This is a genomic window from Pseudonocardia sp. Ae331_Ps2 (genome assembly GCF_001932405.1).
Lineage (GTDB): Bacteria > Actinomycetota > Actinomycetes > Mycobacteriales > Pseudonocardiaceae > Pseudonocardia.
Window position 1 is genome coordinate 4042809 of record NZ_MCIM01000001.1, and the last position, 16500, is coordinate 4059308.

The window sequence follows — 16500 nt, forward strand, 5'->3', positions numbered from 1 at the left end:
CGCGTGCCGAGCGCTCCGCTCCACGACCGGTGATCACGGTCGGGGTGGGGCTGCGCCCCGGAACCCCCGAGGCCGCGGTGCGCGCGCTGCTGGACCGGGTCGCCGCCGAGCACGGGCTGGAGCTCGGCGGCGCCGTCGTCGCCACCCTGGACCGGCGGGTCGCCGAACCCGGTCTGCTGGCGGCCGTCGCACCGCGGGAACCGCACGGATTCGCCGCGGCCGCACTGGCCGTGGTCGGGGTGGCGAGGTCGGATGCCCGGGTCGCCGCGGCCGTCGGGACCCCATCGGTCGCAGAGGCCGCCGCGCTCCTCGCCGCGGGCGACGGAGCCCAGCTGATCGTGGGCAAGACCGCTGGTCAGGGCGTCACGGTCGCCGTGGCCGCCGGAGCGGCGGATGTGGGATTGCCCTCCGGGGGCTCCTGCGACACATGCGGGCCCGGCTATCGTCCGGCGTCGCCGTCGAGCGGGGGCCCGGCGCAGGGACCCGCTGCCACCACCGGGCCTCGGAGTCCGGGAGAGGAACGTCGTTGAACGCGCACCACGAGCAGTACCTGGTCGGGCTGGACCTGGCCGGCCGCCGGGCCGTCGTCGTCGGCGGGGGACAGGTCGCCCAGCGGCGTGTCGCCCGCCTGATCGCGGCGGGAGCGGTCGTCGAGGTCGTCTCGCCCGAGGTCACCCCGGCGGTCGAGGGCATGGCCTCGGCCGGGGAGATCACCTGGACGGCCCGCCGCTGGACCGACGGCGACCTCGCCGGGGCCTGGTACGCGATCGCCGCCACCGACGAGCCGGAGACCAACGCCGCCGTCGTCGCCGAGGCCGAGCGGGACCGGGTGTTCTGCGTCCGCGCCGACGACGGCGACCGGGGCACCGCGGTCACCCCCGCCACCGGCGGCTACGACGGGCTCACCGTCGGTGTGCTGGCCCGGGGCGCGCACCGGCGGTCCGCGGCCGTGCGCACCGCGCTGGTCGAGGCACTGGCCGCCGGCGTCGTCGACGAGTCGGCCGAGCCCCCACAGGCCGGTGTCGCGCTGGTCGGTGGCGGCCCCGGCGACCCGGAGCTGATCACCGTGCGCGGCCGGCGGCTGCTGTCGCGCGCCGAGGTCGTCGTCGCCGACCGGCTCGGCCCGCGCGACATCCTCGACGAGCTGTCCCCCGAGGTCGAGGTCATCGACGCCTCGAAGATCCCCTACGGCCGCGCCATGGCCCAGGGGCGGATCAACGAGCTGCTCGTCTCGCACGCCCGTGCCGGGAAGTTCGTGGTGCGCCTCAAGGGCGGCGACCCGTTCGTCTACGGCCGCGGGTTCGAGGAGGTCCAGGCGTGCGCCGCGGCGGGGGTGCCGGTGACCGTCGTCCCGGGTATCACCAGCGCCTTCGCCGCACCGGCCGTCGCCGGGACGCCGGTGAGCCACCGCGGGGTGGCACACGAGATCGTCGTCGTCTCCGGGCACGTCGCACCGGGTGACCCGCGCAGCCTGACCGACTGGACCGCGCTGGGCCGGATGACCGGCACGATCGTGCTGATGATGGCCGTGGAGCGGCTCGGGAAGTTCGCCGAGGCGCTCATCACCAACGGCCGCCCGGCCGACACCCCGGTGCTGATCGTGCAGGACGGCACCACGCGGATCGAGCGGTCGGTCCGCGCGACGCTGGAGACCGCCGAGCGCGTCGCCGCCGAGCAGGAGATCAGCCCGCCCGCGATCGTCGTGATCGGGCCGGTCGCCGGTCTGCAGGCGCCCGTCGCCCGCTGACCGCGCCGACCTCATTGCACACTGCAACCTTGCAGTGTGCAATCATCGGCGGCGTGACCGACGAGAACGGTGCGACCGACGAGAACGGTGCTGCCGACGAGATCGACGATGTCGTCGACGCGGTGATGACCGCGAGCCGGGCGATGCTCTCCGTGGTGGCCGGGTCCCTGGCCGCCGCGGGGGAGCAGGCCGGCCCGACGGCGGGCGAGGTGACCCTGCCGCAGTACCGCGCGCTGGTCGTGCTGGCCCAGCACGGCACCCGGCGCCCGGCCGACCTGGCCACGGCGCTGACCGTGTCGGCGTCGACGGCGACCCGGATGTGCGACCGGCTGGTGAGCCGCGGCCTCGTCGTGCGCACCCGCACCGGCGACGACCGCCGCGAGGTCGCCCTCGCGCTCAGCCCCGCCGGGCGGACGCTCGTCGACGAGGTCACCCGGCTGCGCCGCGCCGAGATGCACCGGCTGCTCGCGATGCTGCCCGCCGCCGAGCGCACCGCGGTCCGCGACGCACTGCGCCGCTTCGCCGACGCCGCGGGCGAGGTCGGCGAGACCGACTGGGCCGTCGCGCCGGTGCCCGCCGAGGGCGGTGCGCGGTGACCGCGGTCCGCGCGCTGCACCGCGCGCTCGTCGGCACCCGGCCGGGGCTCGTCGGCCTGGCGACGGTCATCGGGATCGGCGCCGGCATCGGGTCGGTGCTGTTCCACGAGCTGATCCTCGGCGTGACCTGGCTGGTCACCGGGCGGGAGGACTTCTCCGACGCCGGCCGGGTCGCCTCGCCGCACCTGCCCGGGCTGGGCGTGTGGTTCCTGCTGATCGCCCCGGTGCTCGGCGGCCTGGTGTACGGCCCGCTGGTCCAGCGGTTCGCCCCGGAGGCGCGCGGGCACGGGGTGCCCGAGGTGATGTTCGCCGTCGCGCGCAGGGGCGGGCGGATCCCGGCCACCGTCGCCGCGGTGAAGGCGCTCGCGTCGGGGATCTGCATCGGGACCGGCGGCTCCGTCGGCCGGGAGGGCCCGATCGTGCAGATCGGCTCCGCGCTCGCCTCGGCGATCGGGCAGTGGCTGCGGGTGCCCGCCACCCGGCTGGTGCTCATGGTCGCCTGCGGTGCCGCGGGCGGGATCTCCGCGACGTTCGACGCCCCGGTCTCCGGGGTGGTGTTCGGCCTGGAGCTGATCCTGCGGTCGTTCAGCGCCGAGGCGTTCGGCGTGCTGGTGATCAGCTCGGTGGTCGCGAACGTCGTCGCCGAGGTGATCGCCGGCGACCGCGCGATCCTGACCCTGCCGCACTTCGACCTGGGCAGCCCCGCCCAGCTGCCGCTCTACGCGCTGCTCGGGCTGCTCGCCGGGCTGCTGGGCTGGGCCTTCGCCCGGATCCTCTACGTCGTCGAGGACGCCTGTGACGCCGTCTGGCGCGGCCCGGAGTGGCTGCGCCCGGCCGTCGGCGGGCTGCTGCTCGGCGCGCTGCTGCTGGCACTGCCCCAGATGTACGGCGTCGGCTACCCCGTGCTGGAGGCCGCGATCGGTGGCCGGTACGCCGTCGGGTTCCTGCTCCTGCTCGTCGTCGGGAAGATCCTCGCGTCCAGCCTCACCATCGGCATCGGCGGGTCCGGCGGTGTGTTCGCGCCGTCGCTGTTCGTCGGTGGCACCGCCGGTACCGCCTTCGGCTACGCCGCCGCGGCCCTGTTCCCGGCGCTGGACCTGCACCCCGGCGCGTTCGGTCTGGTCGGCATGGCGGCGGTGTTCGCGGGGGCGGCGCACGCCCCGATCACCGCGGTGCTCATCGTGTTCGAGCTGACCGGCGACTACGCCCTCATCCTGCCGCTGATGGCCGCCGTCGTCCTGGCCACCGGCCTGTCGAACCTGGTGTCGCGGGACAACATCTACACGCTCAAGCTGCTGCGACGCGGGATCGACCTCGCTGCCGACACCCCGACCGACGAGGCGCTGCGCCGGGTCGTCGTCGCCCAGGTGATGCGTCCCGTCGACGGCACCCCGCCCGGCCCGGAGCTGCCCGCGCTGGACCCGGCCGCCCCGGTGCACGACGTCCTCGGGGTGCTCGCCGCGCACCGGGGAGCCGCGCTGCCCGTGCGGGAGCCGGACGGGCCGCTGCTCGGGACGCTCGCCGAACACGACCTGCTCGACCATCTGCGGGGGGTGTCGGGGCGGGGGACGGTTGACCACTGACCCGGTCGCGTGATGGGCTCCCCGACGACGACGGAACAGGAAGCCGGTGCGAATCCGGCGCGGTCCCGCCACTGTCACCGGGGAGTGCCCTCCCCACACCGGTGCCACCGCCCGCGAGGGTGGGAAGGCCGGGGAGGGCGCGGGGATCCGGGAGCCAGGACACTGCCCGTCGTCGCGGATTCCCACTGGTGAGGGCGCGGACCCTCGAGGAGGACATGCGATGAGCCACGACCTGGTGGTGCTCGGTACCGACCCGTCCGGCGACGGCGCACCCCGCCCGGGTGCCCACGTCGCCGACCTGCTGGCCGACGCCGAGACCGTCTTCGCCTTCCCCCAGGCCGAGTCGACGGCCCTGTTCTACGCCGAGGCGTGGCGGGTCGAGCCGGTCACCCCGCGTGACGCCGTCGCCCGGATCGGGGCCTGGGCCGCCGCCGGACCCGCCGGCGGCGCGGTGCTGCTGGTCGGGGGCGACCCCGCGGCCGACGCCGCGCTCGGTGCGGTCCTCGACGGGTTGGCGCGCACCGTCCCGGCGCTGCGGGCCCGGGTCGCCGAGGGCAGCCGCGTCGCGCCGCCGCACCGCAGCCCGCTGATCGGCTGAGACCGCCGGCGGGCGGCGCGCTCAGGCCCGCCAGCTGCCCAGCGGGTCGGCCCGGGTGAGGTCGGGGTCGGCGGCGTCGAGCGTGCGGGTGCGGCCGGGCCCGGTGTAGGCGGTCTCGAAGCGCACGGTGACCCGCCCGTGCCCGGCGCCCTGGACCCAGCCGTGGCCGTGCTCGGGGTGGGCGACGTCGTCGCCGGCGCGCCAGGGCCGGTCCGGGTCGGGTTCGCGGTCGGGGCGGCCCGGGCGGACGGGGCCGGGCACGTCGCCGGCACCCGTGGTCGCGTCGGCCCCCGCGGTACCGCCGGTCCCCGCAGGACTGTCGGCCCCCGCGGCCGCGCCCGTCCCCGTCCTCGCGTCGGTGTCCGGAGGTGCGTCGGTGTCCGGTGGTGCGTCGAGCACGGCCACCCCCGCCGCGCCGGCCCGGGCGTCGGCCGCGGGCGGGGGGTCCAGGGCCGAGGCCGTCGTCCACCCGTTCTCCGAGGGCACCGCGTCGAACAGGGCCAGCGGCGGCTCGTCGCCGAAGCCGGACACCGACACGCCCAGCAGCCGCACCCCGCCCTCGCCGACCGCGCCCTCGGCCAGCCGGCGCGCCACCGCGACCAGGGTCGCCAGGTCCCGGGTGCCGAACGGGGTCGTCTCCGACCGGGTGTGGGTGGTGAAGTCCCCGGTCCGCGCCTTCACGGTGACGGTGCGGGCGGTCCGACCGTCGGCGACCAGCCGTCGGTGCACGGCGACGCAGATCGACTCCACCGCGGTGTGCACCGCGCTCATCGCGGTCAGGTCGGCGTCGAAGGTCGTCTCCGCGCTGATCTGCTTGGCCGCGCCGCGCGGGGCGACCGGACGGTCGTCGATGCCGCGGGCGAGACGGTGCAGCTCGGACCCGATCGCACTACCCAGCACCCCGGCGACCTCGCGGGCGTCCATCGCGGCGAGCTGCCCGATCGTCTCGATCCCGATCTTCCGCAGCGCCTCGCCGGAGACCGGCCCGATGCCCCACAGTGACCGCACCGGCAGCGGGTCGAGCACGGCCGCCTGCTCGGCGTGGGCGATCACCCGCAGCCCGTCCGGCTTGGCCAGCTCGGAGGCGATCTTCGCGATCTGCTTGCCCGACCCGGCGCCCACCGAGGCGGGCAGCCCGGTGCGGTCGCGCACCGCGCCGCGCAGCCGGGTGCCCCACTCCCGCACCTGGTCGGGGGAGGCGCCCACGAGGTCGGGCGGCTCCACGAACGCCTCGTCCACCGACACCGGCTCCAGCACGGGGGAGAACTCGCCGAGGACGGCCATGACCTCCTCGGACAGCGCCTTGTACAGGGAGAACCGGGGCGGCAGGACCGTCGCGTGCGGGCAGCGCCGCCGCGCCTGGCCCATCGGCATCGCCGAGCGTGCCCCGAACACCCGGGCCTGGTAGCTCGCCCCCGCGACGACGCCGCGAGGTCCCGCGCCGCCGACGAGGACCGGACGGTCGGCCAGGGTGGGCCGGGTGAGCTGCTCGACGGAGGCGAAGAACGCGTCCATGTCGAGGTGCAGCACCCAGCGGTCGGCCGCCGCGGTCACTCCATCATCACCCGTGCATCGTGCCCCGGCGCACCGACAGGATCGCGTCGCCGTCGGCGACGGTGACGGCCGGGGCCACCGGTCCCGCCCCGGCGACGGCGCCCGGGTGGTCGTCGAGGCCGGTGGGGACGTCGGTGACCCACCAGCTCCCGGCGGTGCCGGTCCAGTCCAGCACCCGGGCCGGGCCGTGCGGCGGGGACAGGGTGATCGCGTCCATCGGGCTCGACAGGCCTTCCCCGGTGGCCTTGAGCAGCGCCTCCTTCCGGGTCCAGGTGACCAGGAAGCCGGTCCCGTCGGGCGTCCCGGCGGCGAGCTCGGCGGGGGACAGGGCGTGCCGGGCCAGGCCGTCGAGGCCGGACAGGGGGCGGTGCGCCTCGACGTCGACGCCGACCGGCCCGGTCCCGACCGCGACACCGACCAGCGCGCCGGAGTGGGTGAGGGAGAAGCCGGGGTCGTCGCCGCGCCCGGCCAGGCGGGGCTTGCCGTGCGGCTCCCCGCAGCGGCAGGTCCGGTCGAGGACGAGCTCGGCGGGGTCGGCGTCGAGCCGCTCGGCGAGCACGAGCCGGGCCAGCGCGTGCGCGGCGAGGTAGCGGGCGCGGTCCTCGGGCCGTCGCAGCGCGACGAGCCGTTCGCGTTCGTGGGCGTCCAGCAGCGCGACGAGGTCGGCGCGGGCGCCGGGATCGGCCGGGGCGGCCCACCAGACGGTGACGGTCACGGCGTCCAGCCTCCCACGTCGCACCCCGGTCGGGGCGCGCCGCCGGGAGTGATCACGGACCGGGCACACGAAGGGTCGCCCGTCGGCGTCTCCGGTGCCCGGTCCGTGCTCCCCGTGCGGTCAGCCGCTGCGGCGGGCGGCGAAGTCCGTGCGGACGTGGGCCGGGCGGGCCTGCGGGGCCGGCCCCGCCGTGCGCGGTGCCGCCGGGCCGCCCGGCGCGCCGGACCGGCCGCGCTTGGCCGCACGGCGCTCGGCGCGGTTGGCGGGTGTGGTGGCGGTGGCCCCGCCGGGTGCCGCCCCGCCGGCCGTGCCGGGCCCGGTCGCGCCGGTCAGGGAACCGGGAACCGCGGACGCGTCGGTCGGTCGGGCTGTGCTGTGGGCTGCCCTGTGGGCGGTGCTGTGGGCGGTGCTGTGGGCGGTGGTGTGGCGGGTCGTGGGCATACGACCTCCTCGGAACATCGGGTCGGACTCGGACCGGGTGAGAGGGGCCGGTGACGCGCGGGGACGCCGGAGGGGCCGCGTGAGGGCGGCGACGGTTCCGGGGCCCGGTGAGGACGTCACGGGCCGGCGACGGAGGGCGCGGAGATCGACCGCGCGGGTCGCTCAGAGGAACCGGATCAGCATGGCGGCGACGCTACGACGACGACCCCGACCGGTGCCACCGGTTTTCCCCGGCGCCGCCGCCCTATCGTCGCGGGCATGGGTACGGCGGGCACGGGTACGGCAGGGACGGCGGGCACGGTGACGGCGGACGTGCTGGTGATCGGCGGCGGCATCGCGGGGGTGTCGGTCGCGTGGGAGCTGGCCGCGCACGCCCGGGTCGTGCTGACCGAGGCGGAGGACGACCTGCCGGTCCACTCCACCGCCCGCTCCGCGGCGACCTACATCCCCGGGCACGGCTCCGGCCCGTTCCGCGCGCTGATCGACGCCTCGGGCCCGCGGTTCGCCGCGCTGCCCGCGCTGCTCGGCACGCCACCGCTGCTGAGCCCGCGCCCGGTCCTGCACGTCGCCGACGACGACCTGGCCGCCGACCACCTCGCCACGACGGTGCGCGAGCAGCACGGCGAGCCCGGCGCCCCGGTCGCGCTGGACCCCGAGCAGGCCTGGCGACGCGTGCCGGTGCTGCGCCGGGCCCCGCGTGCGGCCGCGTGGACCGCCGGTGCCTGCGACGTCGACACCGCCGCCCTGCACGACGGCTACCGGCGCGGGCTGCGCGCCCGCGGCGGCACCGTGCTGCGCGGGGCCCGGGTGGCCGCGCTGGAGCGGGACGGCTCCGGCTGGACCGCCACGACGGCCGCCGGGCACCGGGTGCGGGCGGAGACGGTCGTCGACGCGGCCGGCGCCTGGGCCGACGCGGTGGCGGCACTCGCCGGCGTGCCCGGTGCCGGACTGACCCCCTACCGGCGCACGATCGCGGCGTGCCCGGTCGCCGACCCGTCGGTGCTCACCGTCGACGGCGCCGTCCTGCCGATGGTCGTCGACGCCGCCGAGCGCTGGTACCTCAAGGCCGAGGCGGACACGGTGCTCGTCTCCCCGGCCGACGAGACCCAGGCCGAGCCGGGCGACGCCCGTCCCGACGAGCTCGACGTCGCCCTCGCCCTGGACCGGGTGGGCGCGGCGACCACGCTGGGGCTGCGGTCTGTCCGGACCGCGTGGGCGGGGCTGCGGACCTTCGCCCCCGACCGTGCCCCCGTGCTGGGTGCGCGCCCGGAGCACCCCGGCTTCTTCTTCGTCGCTGGGCAGGGCGGGTCGGGCATCGAGTCCGCGCCGGCGCTGGCCGCGCTGGCCGCGTCGGTCGTCCTCGGCCGGCCGTCGCCGGCCGACATCGATCTCGACCCGGCTGCGTGCTCCGTCACACGATTGACGTAAGCGCTCGCTTACCACCGGCTGGCACGATGGACCCATGGCGCTGACCACCACCGGCACCGAGACGCACGACCTGTTCTCGGGCGACTTCTGGACCGACCCGCACCCCGCCTACGCGGCCCTGCGCACCGAGGAGCGGGTGCGGGAGCTCGCACTTCCGGACGGGAAGGTGTGGCTGATCAGCCGGTACGCCGACGTCCGCGCCGCGTTCGTCGACCCGCGGCTGAGCAAGGACTGGCGGTACACGCTGCCCGCCGACCAGCGCGAGGGCCAGCCGGCCGCGCCGATCCCGATGATGATCCTGATGGACCCGCCGGACCACACCCGGCTGCGCAAGCTCGTCGGCCGCTCGTTCACCGTGCGGCGGATGAACGACCTGCAGCCCAGGGTCGAGGAGATCACCCAGGAGCTGCTCGACGCGCTGCCTGCCGAGGGCCCCGTCGACCTCATGCGCCAGTACGCGTTCCTCGTCCCGGTGCTGGTCATCTGCGAGCTGCTGGGCGTGCCCGCCGAGGACCGCGACAAGTTCTCCGCGTGGTCGTCGGTGCTGGTCGACGACTCCCCGCAGGAGGAGAAGTTCGCCGCGATGGGCAGCCTGAACGGCTACCTCGCCGAGCTGATCGAGCGCAAGCGCACCGAGCCCGACGACGCCCTGCTCTCCGGCCTGCTCGCCGTCAGCGACGCCGACGGCGACCGGCTGTCCTCCGAGGAGCTCGTCGCGATGGCGACCCTGTTGCTCATCGCCGGGCACGAGACCACGGTCAACCTGATCGGCAACGGCGTGCTCGCCCTGCTGACCCACCCCGAGCAGCACGCCCGGCTGAAGGCCGACCCGTCGCTGATCAACTCGGCGGTGGAGGAGTTCCTGCGCTTCGAGTCCCCGGTCTCCAACGCCCCGATGCGCTTCGCCAGCGAGGACGTCGAGTACTCCGGGGTGACCATCCCCGCCGGATCGACCGTGATGCTGGGGCTCGCCGCGGCGAACCGGGACCCGGAGTGGCTGGCGGACCCGGATCGCCTCGACATCACCCGGGACTCCTCGTCCGGGGTGTTCTTCGGGCACGGCATCCACTTCTGCCTGGGCGCGCAGCTGGCCCGCACCGAGGGGCGGGTGGCGATCGGCAAGCTCATCGCGCAGCGACCGGACCTGGCGCTGGCCGTCGACCCCTCGGAGCTCGTCTACCGCGAGTCGACGCTGGTCCGGGGCCTGTCCCGGCTGCCGGTCACGCCGGGCGCGCCCGCCTGAGGGACGCGCCGCCGCCGGACGCGACCGAGGGGGCGCGCCCGGCGGGGCCGGCGTGGACCCGGCGGGGCGGCCGTCGGTGCAGCGGGTCGGGGTCAGCGCAGCGGAGCGCCGGTCTTCTCCCGGACCTCGTCGGCGGTGACGCCGGGCGCGGTCTCGACCAGTGCGAGCCCGTCCGGCGTCACGTCGATCACGGCCAGGTCGGTGACGATCTTCGTGACGCAGCCGAGGCCGGTGATCGGCAGCGAGCACCGCTCCACGATCTTGGGGGACCCGTCCTTGGAGACGTGGTCCATCATCACGATCACCGAGCGCGCGCCGTGGACGAGGTCCATCGCGCCGCCCATCCCCTTGATCATCTTGCCGGGGATCGCCCAGTTCGCGAGATCGCCGTTCGCGGCGACCTCCATCCCGCCCAGGACGGCCACGTCGAGCTTCCCGGCCCGGATCTGGCCGAAGCTCTCGGCGGAGCCGAAGAAGGCGGCACCGGCGGCGACGGTGACGGTCTCCTTGCCGGCGTTGATGAGGTCGGGGTCGACCTCGTCGTCGGTGGGGTAGGGGCCGACGCCGAGGATCCCGTTCTCCGAGTGCAGCACGACCGTCCGGCCCTCGGGGATGTGCCCGGGGACCAGGGTCGGCATGCCGATGCCGAGGTTGACGTACGCGCCGTCGGGCAGCTCCGCCGCGCCCCGGGCGGCCATCTCGTCACGGTTGAGGGCCATGGTCAACGCACCGTCCTGAACTCGACCGGCTTCTCGACGTCGGGGACGTGCAGCACGCGGTGCACGTGGATGCCGGGGGTGTGGACCTCGTCGGGGTCGATCTCCCCGGGCTCGACCAGGTGCTCGACCTGGGCGATCGTCGTCCGCCCGGCCGCGGCGCAGTCCGGGTTGAAGTTGCGCGCCGCGCGCCGGAACACCAGGTTGCCGTGCCGGTCGCCCTTCCAGGCGTGGACCAGCGCGAAGTCCGGGGTGAGGGCACGCTCGAGGACGTAGGTCACGCCGTCGAACTCGCGGGTCTCCTTCGCCGGGGACTCGACGGCGACCGAGCCGTCGGCCGCGTAGCGCCAGGGCAGCCCGCCCTCGGCGACCAGCGTGCCGACCCCGGCCGGGGTGTAGAACGCCGGGATGCCCGCGCCGCCGGCCCGCAGTCGCTCGGCGAGGGTGCCCTGCGGGGTCAGCTCCAGCTCCAGCTCGCCGGCGAGGTACTGGCGGGCGAACTCCTTGTTGTTGCCGACGTAGGAGCCGATCGTGCGCCGGATGCGCCCGGCGGCGAGCAGGGTGCCCAGGCCGAAGCCGTCGACGCCCAGGTTGTTCGAGATCGTCTCCAGGTCCGTCGCGCCCTGTTCCAGCAGCGCCGCGATCAGCACCGTCGGAACCCCGGACATGCCGAACCCGCCGACCGCGAGCGACGCCCCGTCGCCGATGTCGGCGACCGCCTCCGCGGCGGATGCCACCACCTTGTCCATCACTCACCTCCGTCGCCGACGACGGTACGCGGCGTACGACAGACGCACAAGTGTTCGCTCTGCGAACACTGCCGGAGTGGCGTCCACGCGCCGAGATGCAGCTCAGCGGGGCCCGAGGGTGCCCCGTACCCCGCTGAGCTGCATCTCGACGACCGCCGCCGTCGCGGCGCACCGTCGGTCGGGCGGGCGCGGCGCGGGTCAGGCCGGGGCGGGGGCGGTGTGCGGGTCGCCGACGGCGATCTCCCCGCCCGCGGCGACCTCGGCGTACACGCCCGCGCACGCCCAGACCCCGCCGATCTGCGGGATCTCGATGCGGTTGTGCTTCGCGATCGTGCGCAGGGTGTCCGGGTCGTCGGGCAGGTCGCCCTGGGGGAGCGTCGTCATGACGCACCGCATGGTGGCGAAGGAGAAGGAGACCCGGACCTCCTCGCCGATCGTCGACGTGCTGCCCGGCCAGTCGTTCTCGACGAAGCCGTGGCCGCCGTCGGGGGATGAGTCGGCGCGGAGCACGATGTTCGGCCGGTAGCGCAGCGCGTCGAAGGTCGCCTCCGGCGCGAGCTCGCGGAGCCGGTCGAGGGTGGACTCGGTGAGCACGTGCAGCGACGACAGGTCGAAGAACGTGCCCGGCGCCCCGAACGCGGAGATGTCGAACCGGCTGATGGCCTCGCCGGAGTCCTCGTGCCGGGTCGTCGTGGCGTCGATGAGCGCGCGCGGGGCGAGCTGCTGCGGGGTGAGGCCCTCGATGTCGGGCCACAGCTCCTCGAAGTGGCTGCCCTCCGGCGGGACCGAGACCAGCGACACGTCCCGCCCGAGCGCGGCCGACAGCGCGGTGTCCAGGCCCTCGTCGTCGCTGCGCAGGACCGAGCCGTCCGGGAAGGTGATCTCGACCGGCGGCAGCGGCTCCCCGGGCACCGGCTCGGCGACGAACCGGGCCGCGAAGCCGAGCAGTCCGAGCCAGCGCCTGGGCACCTTGGCGCTGGCGATGCTCCCGGTCTCGGTGTCGAGCACCGCATAGGCGCGGTCGCCCAGCAACCCCCGCCCGCTGACGGTGGCCCGGGTCAGGGACTCACCGAGCATGGACTTGACCGGGTACCGGTACAGCGCGACGACCGTCATGTCCGGTGTATATCGGCCCGTCCGCGTCCCCGGCACGGGTCGGACGGAGGGGGCCGCCCGGCCGGGTCTCAGCTGAGGGACTGCCGGGGGAGGGTCGCCGCGGATGCGCCGTCCCGCCCTGTCGGACCACCCGTTCGGCTCAGCAGGGCGACCCGGAGCTCGTCCGCGGAGTCGTAGACGGTGTCCGCGCCCGCCGCGACCAGCTCACCGGGCTCGGCGTAGCCCCAGCCCGCGCCGACGCAGCGCAGGCCGTGCTCGGCGGCGCCCTCGACGTCGTGCAGCCGGTCGCCGACCATCAACGGCTCGTCGGCACCGGACGGGTGCCCGAGCCGGCGCAGGGCCTCGGCGACCACGGCGCCCTTGGTCGGCCGGTCCGCGGTGCGCGTGTCGCCGACGATCTCGGTGAACAGGTCGGTCCAGCCGTGGTGGGCGATGATCCGCCGGGCCGGCGGCTCGGCCTTGCTGGTGGCCAGGGCCATCGTCACGCCGGCCGCGGACAGCGCGCGCAGCAGCTCCTCGACGCCGGGGTACGGAGTGCAGTCCAGGCAGCCGTCCTCGTCGCCGTAGATCCGCCGGTACACCGGCAGCACCGCGGCGGCGCCCTCCTCGCCGAGGATCGGGGGCAGGCTGCGGTACAGCGGCGGGCCGAGCAGGTGGGTGCCGAGCGCGGACTCGGGGACGTCCAGGCCCACCTCGTCGATGGCGCGGCGCATCGAGCCGAGGATGCCGGGGGCGGAGTCGACGAGGGTGCCGTCGAGGTCGAGCAGGATGTGGGTCAACACGTCGGGCCATTCTGCCTGCCGGGCGACGCGGGCGTCCTCCTCCCCGGCGGTCGCAAGCCGTACGCTCGTACGCATGGCGAACACGTTGCTCGGGCCCCTGTCCGGTACCGACCGGGTCGACGGCCTGCTCGACGACGGCGCGTGGATCGCCGCCCTGCTGGAGGTCGAGCTGGCGCTGTCGGCCGTCGCCGCCGAGCAGGGCGCGGTCGCCGAGCACGACGCCGACGCGGTGGAACGCGCCGTCGCCGCCGTCGCGGGCCTCGACCCGCACACGCTGGCCGCCGAGTCGGTCGAGGGCGGCAACCCGGTCATCCCGCTGGTCAAACGGCTCAAGGCGGCCGCGGCGCGGATCCAGCCCGGCGCCGAGCGGGCGGTGCACCCGGGCGCGACCAGCCAGGACGTCATGGACACCGCGCTGATGCTGCTCACCCGCCGGGCCGGGCACCGCATCGTCACCGACCTCACGGCCTGCGCCGACGCCGCGGCCGCGCTCGCCGCCGCCCACCGCGGCACCCCGTGCGCGGCCCGCACCCTCGGCCAGCAGGCGTTGCCCACCACCTTCGGCCTGGTCGCCGCGACCTGGTGCACCGGGCTGGACCGGGCGCGCACCGGTCTCGACCGGGTGCTCGACGCCCTGCCGGTCTCCTACGGCGGCGCCGCGGGCACCCTCGCGGCCGTCCACCCGCACGGCCCGGCCGTCGCCGACGCACTGGCCGCGCGGCTCGGGCTCGCCCCGCAGGGCGTGCCGTGGCACACCGAACGCAGCCGCGTCGGCGAGCTCGCCGGGGCACTCGGCGTCGCCGCCGGGGCCTGTGCGAAGCCCGCGGGCGACGTGGTGCTGCTGTCCGCCACCGAGCTCGGCGAGGTGTCGGAGTCCGCGCCGGGGGACTCGTCGTCGATGCCGCACAAGCGCAACCCGGCCGCCGCCGTCACCGCCCGTGGCGCCGCGAAGCGCGCCCCCGGCCTGGTCGCGACGCTGCTCGCGGGCGCCGAGCAGGAGTTCCAGCGCGCCGCCGGGGCCTGGCACGCGGAGTGGGAGACGCTCGTCGCGCTGCTGCGGGTCACCGCGGGTGCCGCGGCCCGGCTGCGGGTGAGCCTGGAGGGACTGCAGGTGCACCCCGGGGCGATGGCCCGCAACCTCGCCCTCGCCGCGGGCGCCCAGGGCTCGGGCACCGGGCACGCCGCCGACCTGGTCGACACCGTCCTCGCCGGGCGGCCCGGATGAGCGCCCCGCGCACCGAGCAGGTCCGCTCGCTGGCCCGCGGTCTGGCCGTCATCCGGTCCTTCGACGCGCAGCGCCCGCAGCAGACCCTCGCCGACGTCGCCCGCGCCACCGGGCTCACCCGCGCCGCGGCGCGCCGGTTCTTGCTCACCCTCGCCGAGGAGGGCTACGTCCGCACCGACGGCAGGCTGTTCGCGCTGACCCCGCGGGTGCTGGAGCTCGGCTGGTCCTACCTGTCCGCGATGGGGCTGCCCGAGATCGCCGCCCCGCACCTGGAACGGCTGGTCGCCGCGGTGCGCGAGTCCGCGTCGGTGTCGGTGCTCGACGGCGACCCGCACACCGGCTACGACGTCGTCTACGTCGCCCGCGTCCCCACCTCGCGGATCATGACCGTCACGATCACGATCGGGACCCGCTTCCCCGCCTGGGCGACGTCGATGGGCCGGGTCCTGCTCGCCGCCCTCCCACCCGCCGACCTCGACACCCACCTCGCCGCGCTGGAGCCCGCGGCGCTGACCGCGCACACCGTCTCGACCCCGGAGCAGCTGCGCACCGAGCTGGACCGGGTCCGCGTGGACGGGCACTGCGTCGTCGACCAGGAGCTGGAGGCCGGGCTGCGCTCGGTCGCGGTGCCGGTCCACGACCGCGCGGGGCGGGTCGTCGCGGCCGCGAACGTCTCCACCCACGCCTCCCGCAACGACGCCGACGGCCTGCGCGCGGACATCCTGCCCGAGCTGCGCGCCTGCGCCGCCGCGATCGAGGCGGACCTGCGCGCCGCCGGGTAGCCGGGAACAGACCGCGTCCGCGACGGGTTGGCTCGGTCAGGAGCTGAACACGAGCGACGGAGGCACGGTGAGCGGACGTCTGCACCTGGCGGTCGAACTCGGAGCGGCGGGGCGGCACCCCGGCGCGTGGCGGCTCGGCGGCGCCGACCCGGCCCGGCTGTTCACCGCCCCGTACCACCTGGACCTGGTGCGCACCGCGGCGCGCGGCGGCCTCGACCTCGTCGCGCTGCCCGACTCGCTGCAGCCGCCCGGCGCCGACCCGGCCGCGCTGCCCGGCACCCTCGACGCCGTCGCCGTCGCCGCGCGGGTCGCGCCCGCCGTCCCCGGCATCGGGGTCGTCCCGACGGTGACGGTCACCCACACCGAGCCGTTCCACCTGTCCAAGGCCGTGGCCACCCTGGACTTCGTGTCCACCGGGCGGGCCGGGTGGCAGCCCGAGGTGTCGCGCACCCAGGCCGAGGCCGACCTGTTCGGCCGTGCGCGCGCCGACCGCGACGCGGCCTCGCTGTGGCGGGAGGCCGGTGAGGTGATCGAGGTCGCCGCGCGGCTGTGGGACTCCTGGGAGGACGACGCCGAGATCCGCGACGCCGCCACCGGGCGCTTCGTCGACCGCGACCGGCTCCACCACATCGACTTCACCGGCGAGTTCTTCTCGGTGACCGGGCCGTCGATCACACCGCGGCCGCCGCAGGGGCAGCCGCTGACCGTGCTGCGCGGCGACGAGCCCGCCGCGCTGGCGACCGTCGGCCGCTACGCCGATGTCGTCCGGGTCGCGGCCGACACGGTCGCCGGTGCCGCCGAGGCCCGCGACCAGGTCCGGGCCGCCGTCGCCGGCGCCGGGCGCGACCCCGAGCAGGTCACCGTGCTGCTCGACGTCGAGATCCTGCTGGGCGACGACGCCCCTGCCCGGCTGCGTGAGCTCGACGCCCTCGCCCCGGCCGGCGCCGACACCGGCCCGGCCACGCTGCGCCACGTCGGCGACCCGGCCGAGCTCGCCGCCCTCCTGCGCGACGCCGCCGAGGAGCGTGCCGCGGACGGGTTCGTCCTGGTCCCGCTCGCGTTGCCGTCCGGGGTCGACGAGATCGTCGACGGCCTGCTCCCCGCGCTCGGTGACACCTGGGCGCCCGCCCCCTACGACGGCACCCTGCGGGACCGGTTCGGGCTCGCCCGCCCGGTGAGCCGGTACGCCCGTACGGCGGGCTGACCGGCACGATCGCCGGGTGCG

At 76.2% G+C, this 16500-nt stretch carries 17 protein-coding genes and 1 riboswitch; of the genes, 10 read left to right on the plus strand and 7 right to left on the minus strand.

Annotated elements, in window-relative coordinates; all coding sequences use genetic code 11:
• Nucleotides 1-29 precede the first annotated feature (29 nt).
• From Ae331Ps2_RS19375 to Ae331Ps2_RS19395, 5 genes are all read left to right on the plus strand, one after another.
• The gene (locus Ae331Ps2_RS19375; protein ID WP_075307296.1) at nucleotides 30-530 is read left to right on the plus strand and encodes a cobalamin biosynthesis protein; all 501 of its coding nucleotides are present in this window, start codon (nucleotides 30-32) and stop codon (nucleotides 528-530) included.
• Entirely contained in the window at nucleotides 527-1747 is a 1221-nt protein-coding gene (gene cobA, locus Ae331Ps2_RS19380) for a uroporphyrinogen-III C-methyltransferase (RefSeq protein ID WP_075307294.1), read from the plus strand. The genes Ae331Ps2_RS19375 and cobA overlap by 4 nt, the downstream gene beginning before the upstream one ends.
• Before the next feature lie 53 nt (nucleotides 1748-1800).
• On the plus strand, nucleotides 1801-2343 hold the full coding sequence (locus Ae331Ps2_RS19385) for a MarR family winged helix-turn-helix transcriptional regulator (RefSeq protein WP_226362056.1): 543 nt from the start codon (nucleotides 1801-1803) through the stop codon (nucleotides 2341-2343).
• Nucleotides 2340-3926, plus strand: a complete 1587-nt coding sequence (locus Ae331Ps2_RS19390; RefSeq protein ID WP_075307292.1) for a chloride channel protein — start codon at nucleotides 2340-2342, stop codon at nucleotides 3924-3926. Before Ae331Ps2_RS19385 ends, Ae331Ps2_RS19390 begins: the two co-directional genes overlap by 4 nt.
• Nucleotides 3923-4112, plus strand: a riboswitch (cobalamin riboswitch). Its footprint overlaps the gene before it by 4 nt.
• A 34-nt stretch (nucleotides 4113-4146) precedes the next feature.
• Entirely contained in the window at nucleotides 4147-4524 is a 378-nt protein-coding gene (locus Ae331Ps2_RS19395) for a hypothetical protein (RefSeq protein ID WP_075307290.1), read from the plus strand.
• 21 nt (nucleotides 4525-4545) lie between these two features.
• Here Ae331Ps2_RS19395 and Ae331Ps2_RS19400 read toward each other — a convergent pair whose 3' ends face one another.
• From Ae331Ps2_RS19400 to Ae331Ps2_RS19410, 3 genes are all read right to left on the minus strand, one after another.
• Nucleotides 4546-6078 carry a DNA polymerase IV gene (locus tag Ae331Ps2_RS19400; protein ID WP_075307288.1) on the minus strand — a complete coding sequence of 511 codons (1533 nt, stop codon included), beginning with the start codon at nucleotides 6076-6078 and terminating at the stop codon, nucleotides 4546-4548.
• 7 nt (nucleotides 6079-6085) lie between these two features.
• Entirely contained in the window at nucleotides 6086-6793 is a 708-nt protein-coding gene (locus Ae331Ps2_RS19405) for a 4'-phosphopantetheinyl transferase superfamily protein (protein ID WP_233147597.1), read from the minus strand.
• Nucleotides 6794-6913: 120 nt separating this feature from the next.
• Complete coding sequence (locus Ae331Ps2_RS19410) at nucleotides 6914-7234, minus strand: hypothetical protein (protein ID WP_075307284.1); 321 nt, start codon at nucleotides 7232-7234, stop codon at nucleotides 6914-6916.
• A gap of 258 nt (nucleotides 7235-7492) precedes the next feature.
• Between Ae331Ps2_RS19410 and Ae331Ps2_RS19415 the strand changes: the two genes are divergently transcribed.
• Together Ae331Ps2_RS19415 and Ae331Ps2_RS19420 are read left to right on the plus strand one after the other, a co-directional pair.
• Nucleotides 7493-8662: an FAD-binding oxidoreductase gene (locus Ae331Ps2_RS19415; protein WP_075307282.1), complete on the plus strand. Its 1170-nt coding sequence runs from the start codon at nucleotides 7493-7495 to the stop codon at nucleotides 8660-8662.
• A gap of 34 nt (nucleotides 8663-8696) precedes the next feature.
• Nucleotides 8697-9905, plus strand: a complete 1209-nt coding sequence (locus Ae331Ps2_RS19420) for a cytochrome P450 (protein WP_075307280.1) — start codon at nucleotides 8697-8699, stop codon at nucleotides 9903-9905.
• Nucleotides 9906-9997: 92 nt separating this feature from the next.
• On the opposite strand, the gene Ae331Ps2_RS19425 is transcribed toward Ae331Ps2_RS19420, so the two are convergent.
• The 4 genes from Ae331Ps2_RS19425 to Ae331Ps2_RS19440 form a co-directional block, all read right to left on the minus strand.
• Nucleotides 9998-10624, minus strand: a complete 627-nt coding sequence (locus Ae331Ps2_RS19425) for a 3-oxoacid CoA-transferase subunit B (RefSeq protein ID WP_075307278.1) — start codon at nucleotides 10622-10624, stop codon at nucleotides 9998-10000.
• 2 nt (nucleotides 10625-10626) lie between these two features.
• Nucleotides 10627-11370, minus strand: a complete 744-nt coding sequence (locus Ae331Ps2_RS19430) for a CoA transferase subunit A (protein WP_020626880.1) — start codon at nucleotides 11368-11370, stop codon at nucleotides 10627-10629.
• 198 nt (nucleotides 11371-11568) lie between these two features.
• Nucleotides 11569-12486 carry an MOSC domain-containing protein gene (locus tag Ae331Ps2_RS19435; protein WP_075307276.1) on the minus strand — a complete coding sequence of 306 codons (918 nt, stop codon included), beginning with the start codon at nucleotides 12484-12486 and terminating at the stop codon, nucleotides 11569-11571.
• Nucleotides 12487-12554: 68 nt separating this feature from the next.
• Entirely contained in the window at nucleotides 12555-13343 is a 789-nt protein-coding gene (locus Ae331Ps2_RS19440) for an HAD hydrolase-like protein (protein WP_233147596.1), read from the minus strand.
• On the opposite strand from Ae331Ps2_RS19440, the gene Ae331Ps2_RS19445 reads away from it, so the two are divergent.
• The 3 genes from Ae331Ps2_RS19445 to Ae331Ps2_RS19455 all read left to right on the plus strand — a co-directional run bounded on the left by Ae331Ps2_RS19445 (nucleotide 13342) and on the right by Ae331Ps2_RS19455 (nucleotide 16479).
• Nucleotides 13342-14493 (plus strand): lyase family protein, encoded by a 1152-nt coding sequence (locus tag Ae331Ps2_RS19445; RefSeq protein WP_075307274.1) that lies wholly within the window; start codon nucleotides 13342-13344, stop codon nucleotides 14491-14493. The two genes, Ae331Ps2_RS19440 and Ae331Ps2_RS19445, sit on opposite strands and share 2 nt — an antisense overlap.
• Nucleotides 14490-15275, plus strand: coding sequence for an IclR family transcriptional regulator C-terminal domain-containing protein (locus tag Ae331Ps2_RS19450; protein ID WP_075307272.1), 786 nt, complete (start codon nucleotides 14490-14492; stop codon nucleotides 15273-15275). The genes Ae331Ps2_RS19445 and Ae331Ps2_RS19450 overlap by 4 nt, the downstream gene beginning before the upstream one ends.
• 67 nt (nucleotides 15276-15342) lie before the next feature.
• Nucleotides 15343-16479, plus strand: coding sequence for an LLM class flavin-dependent oxidoreductase (locus tag Ae331Ps2_RS19455; RefSeq protein WP_075307270.1), 1137 nt, complete (start codon nucleotides 15343-15345; stop codon nucleotides 16477-16479).
• Nucleotides 16480-16500 lie beyond the last annotated feature (21 nt).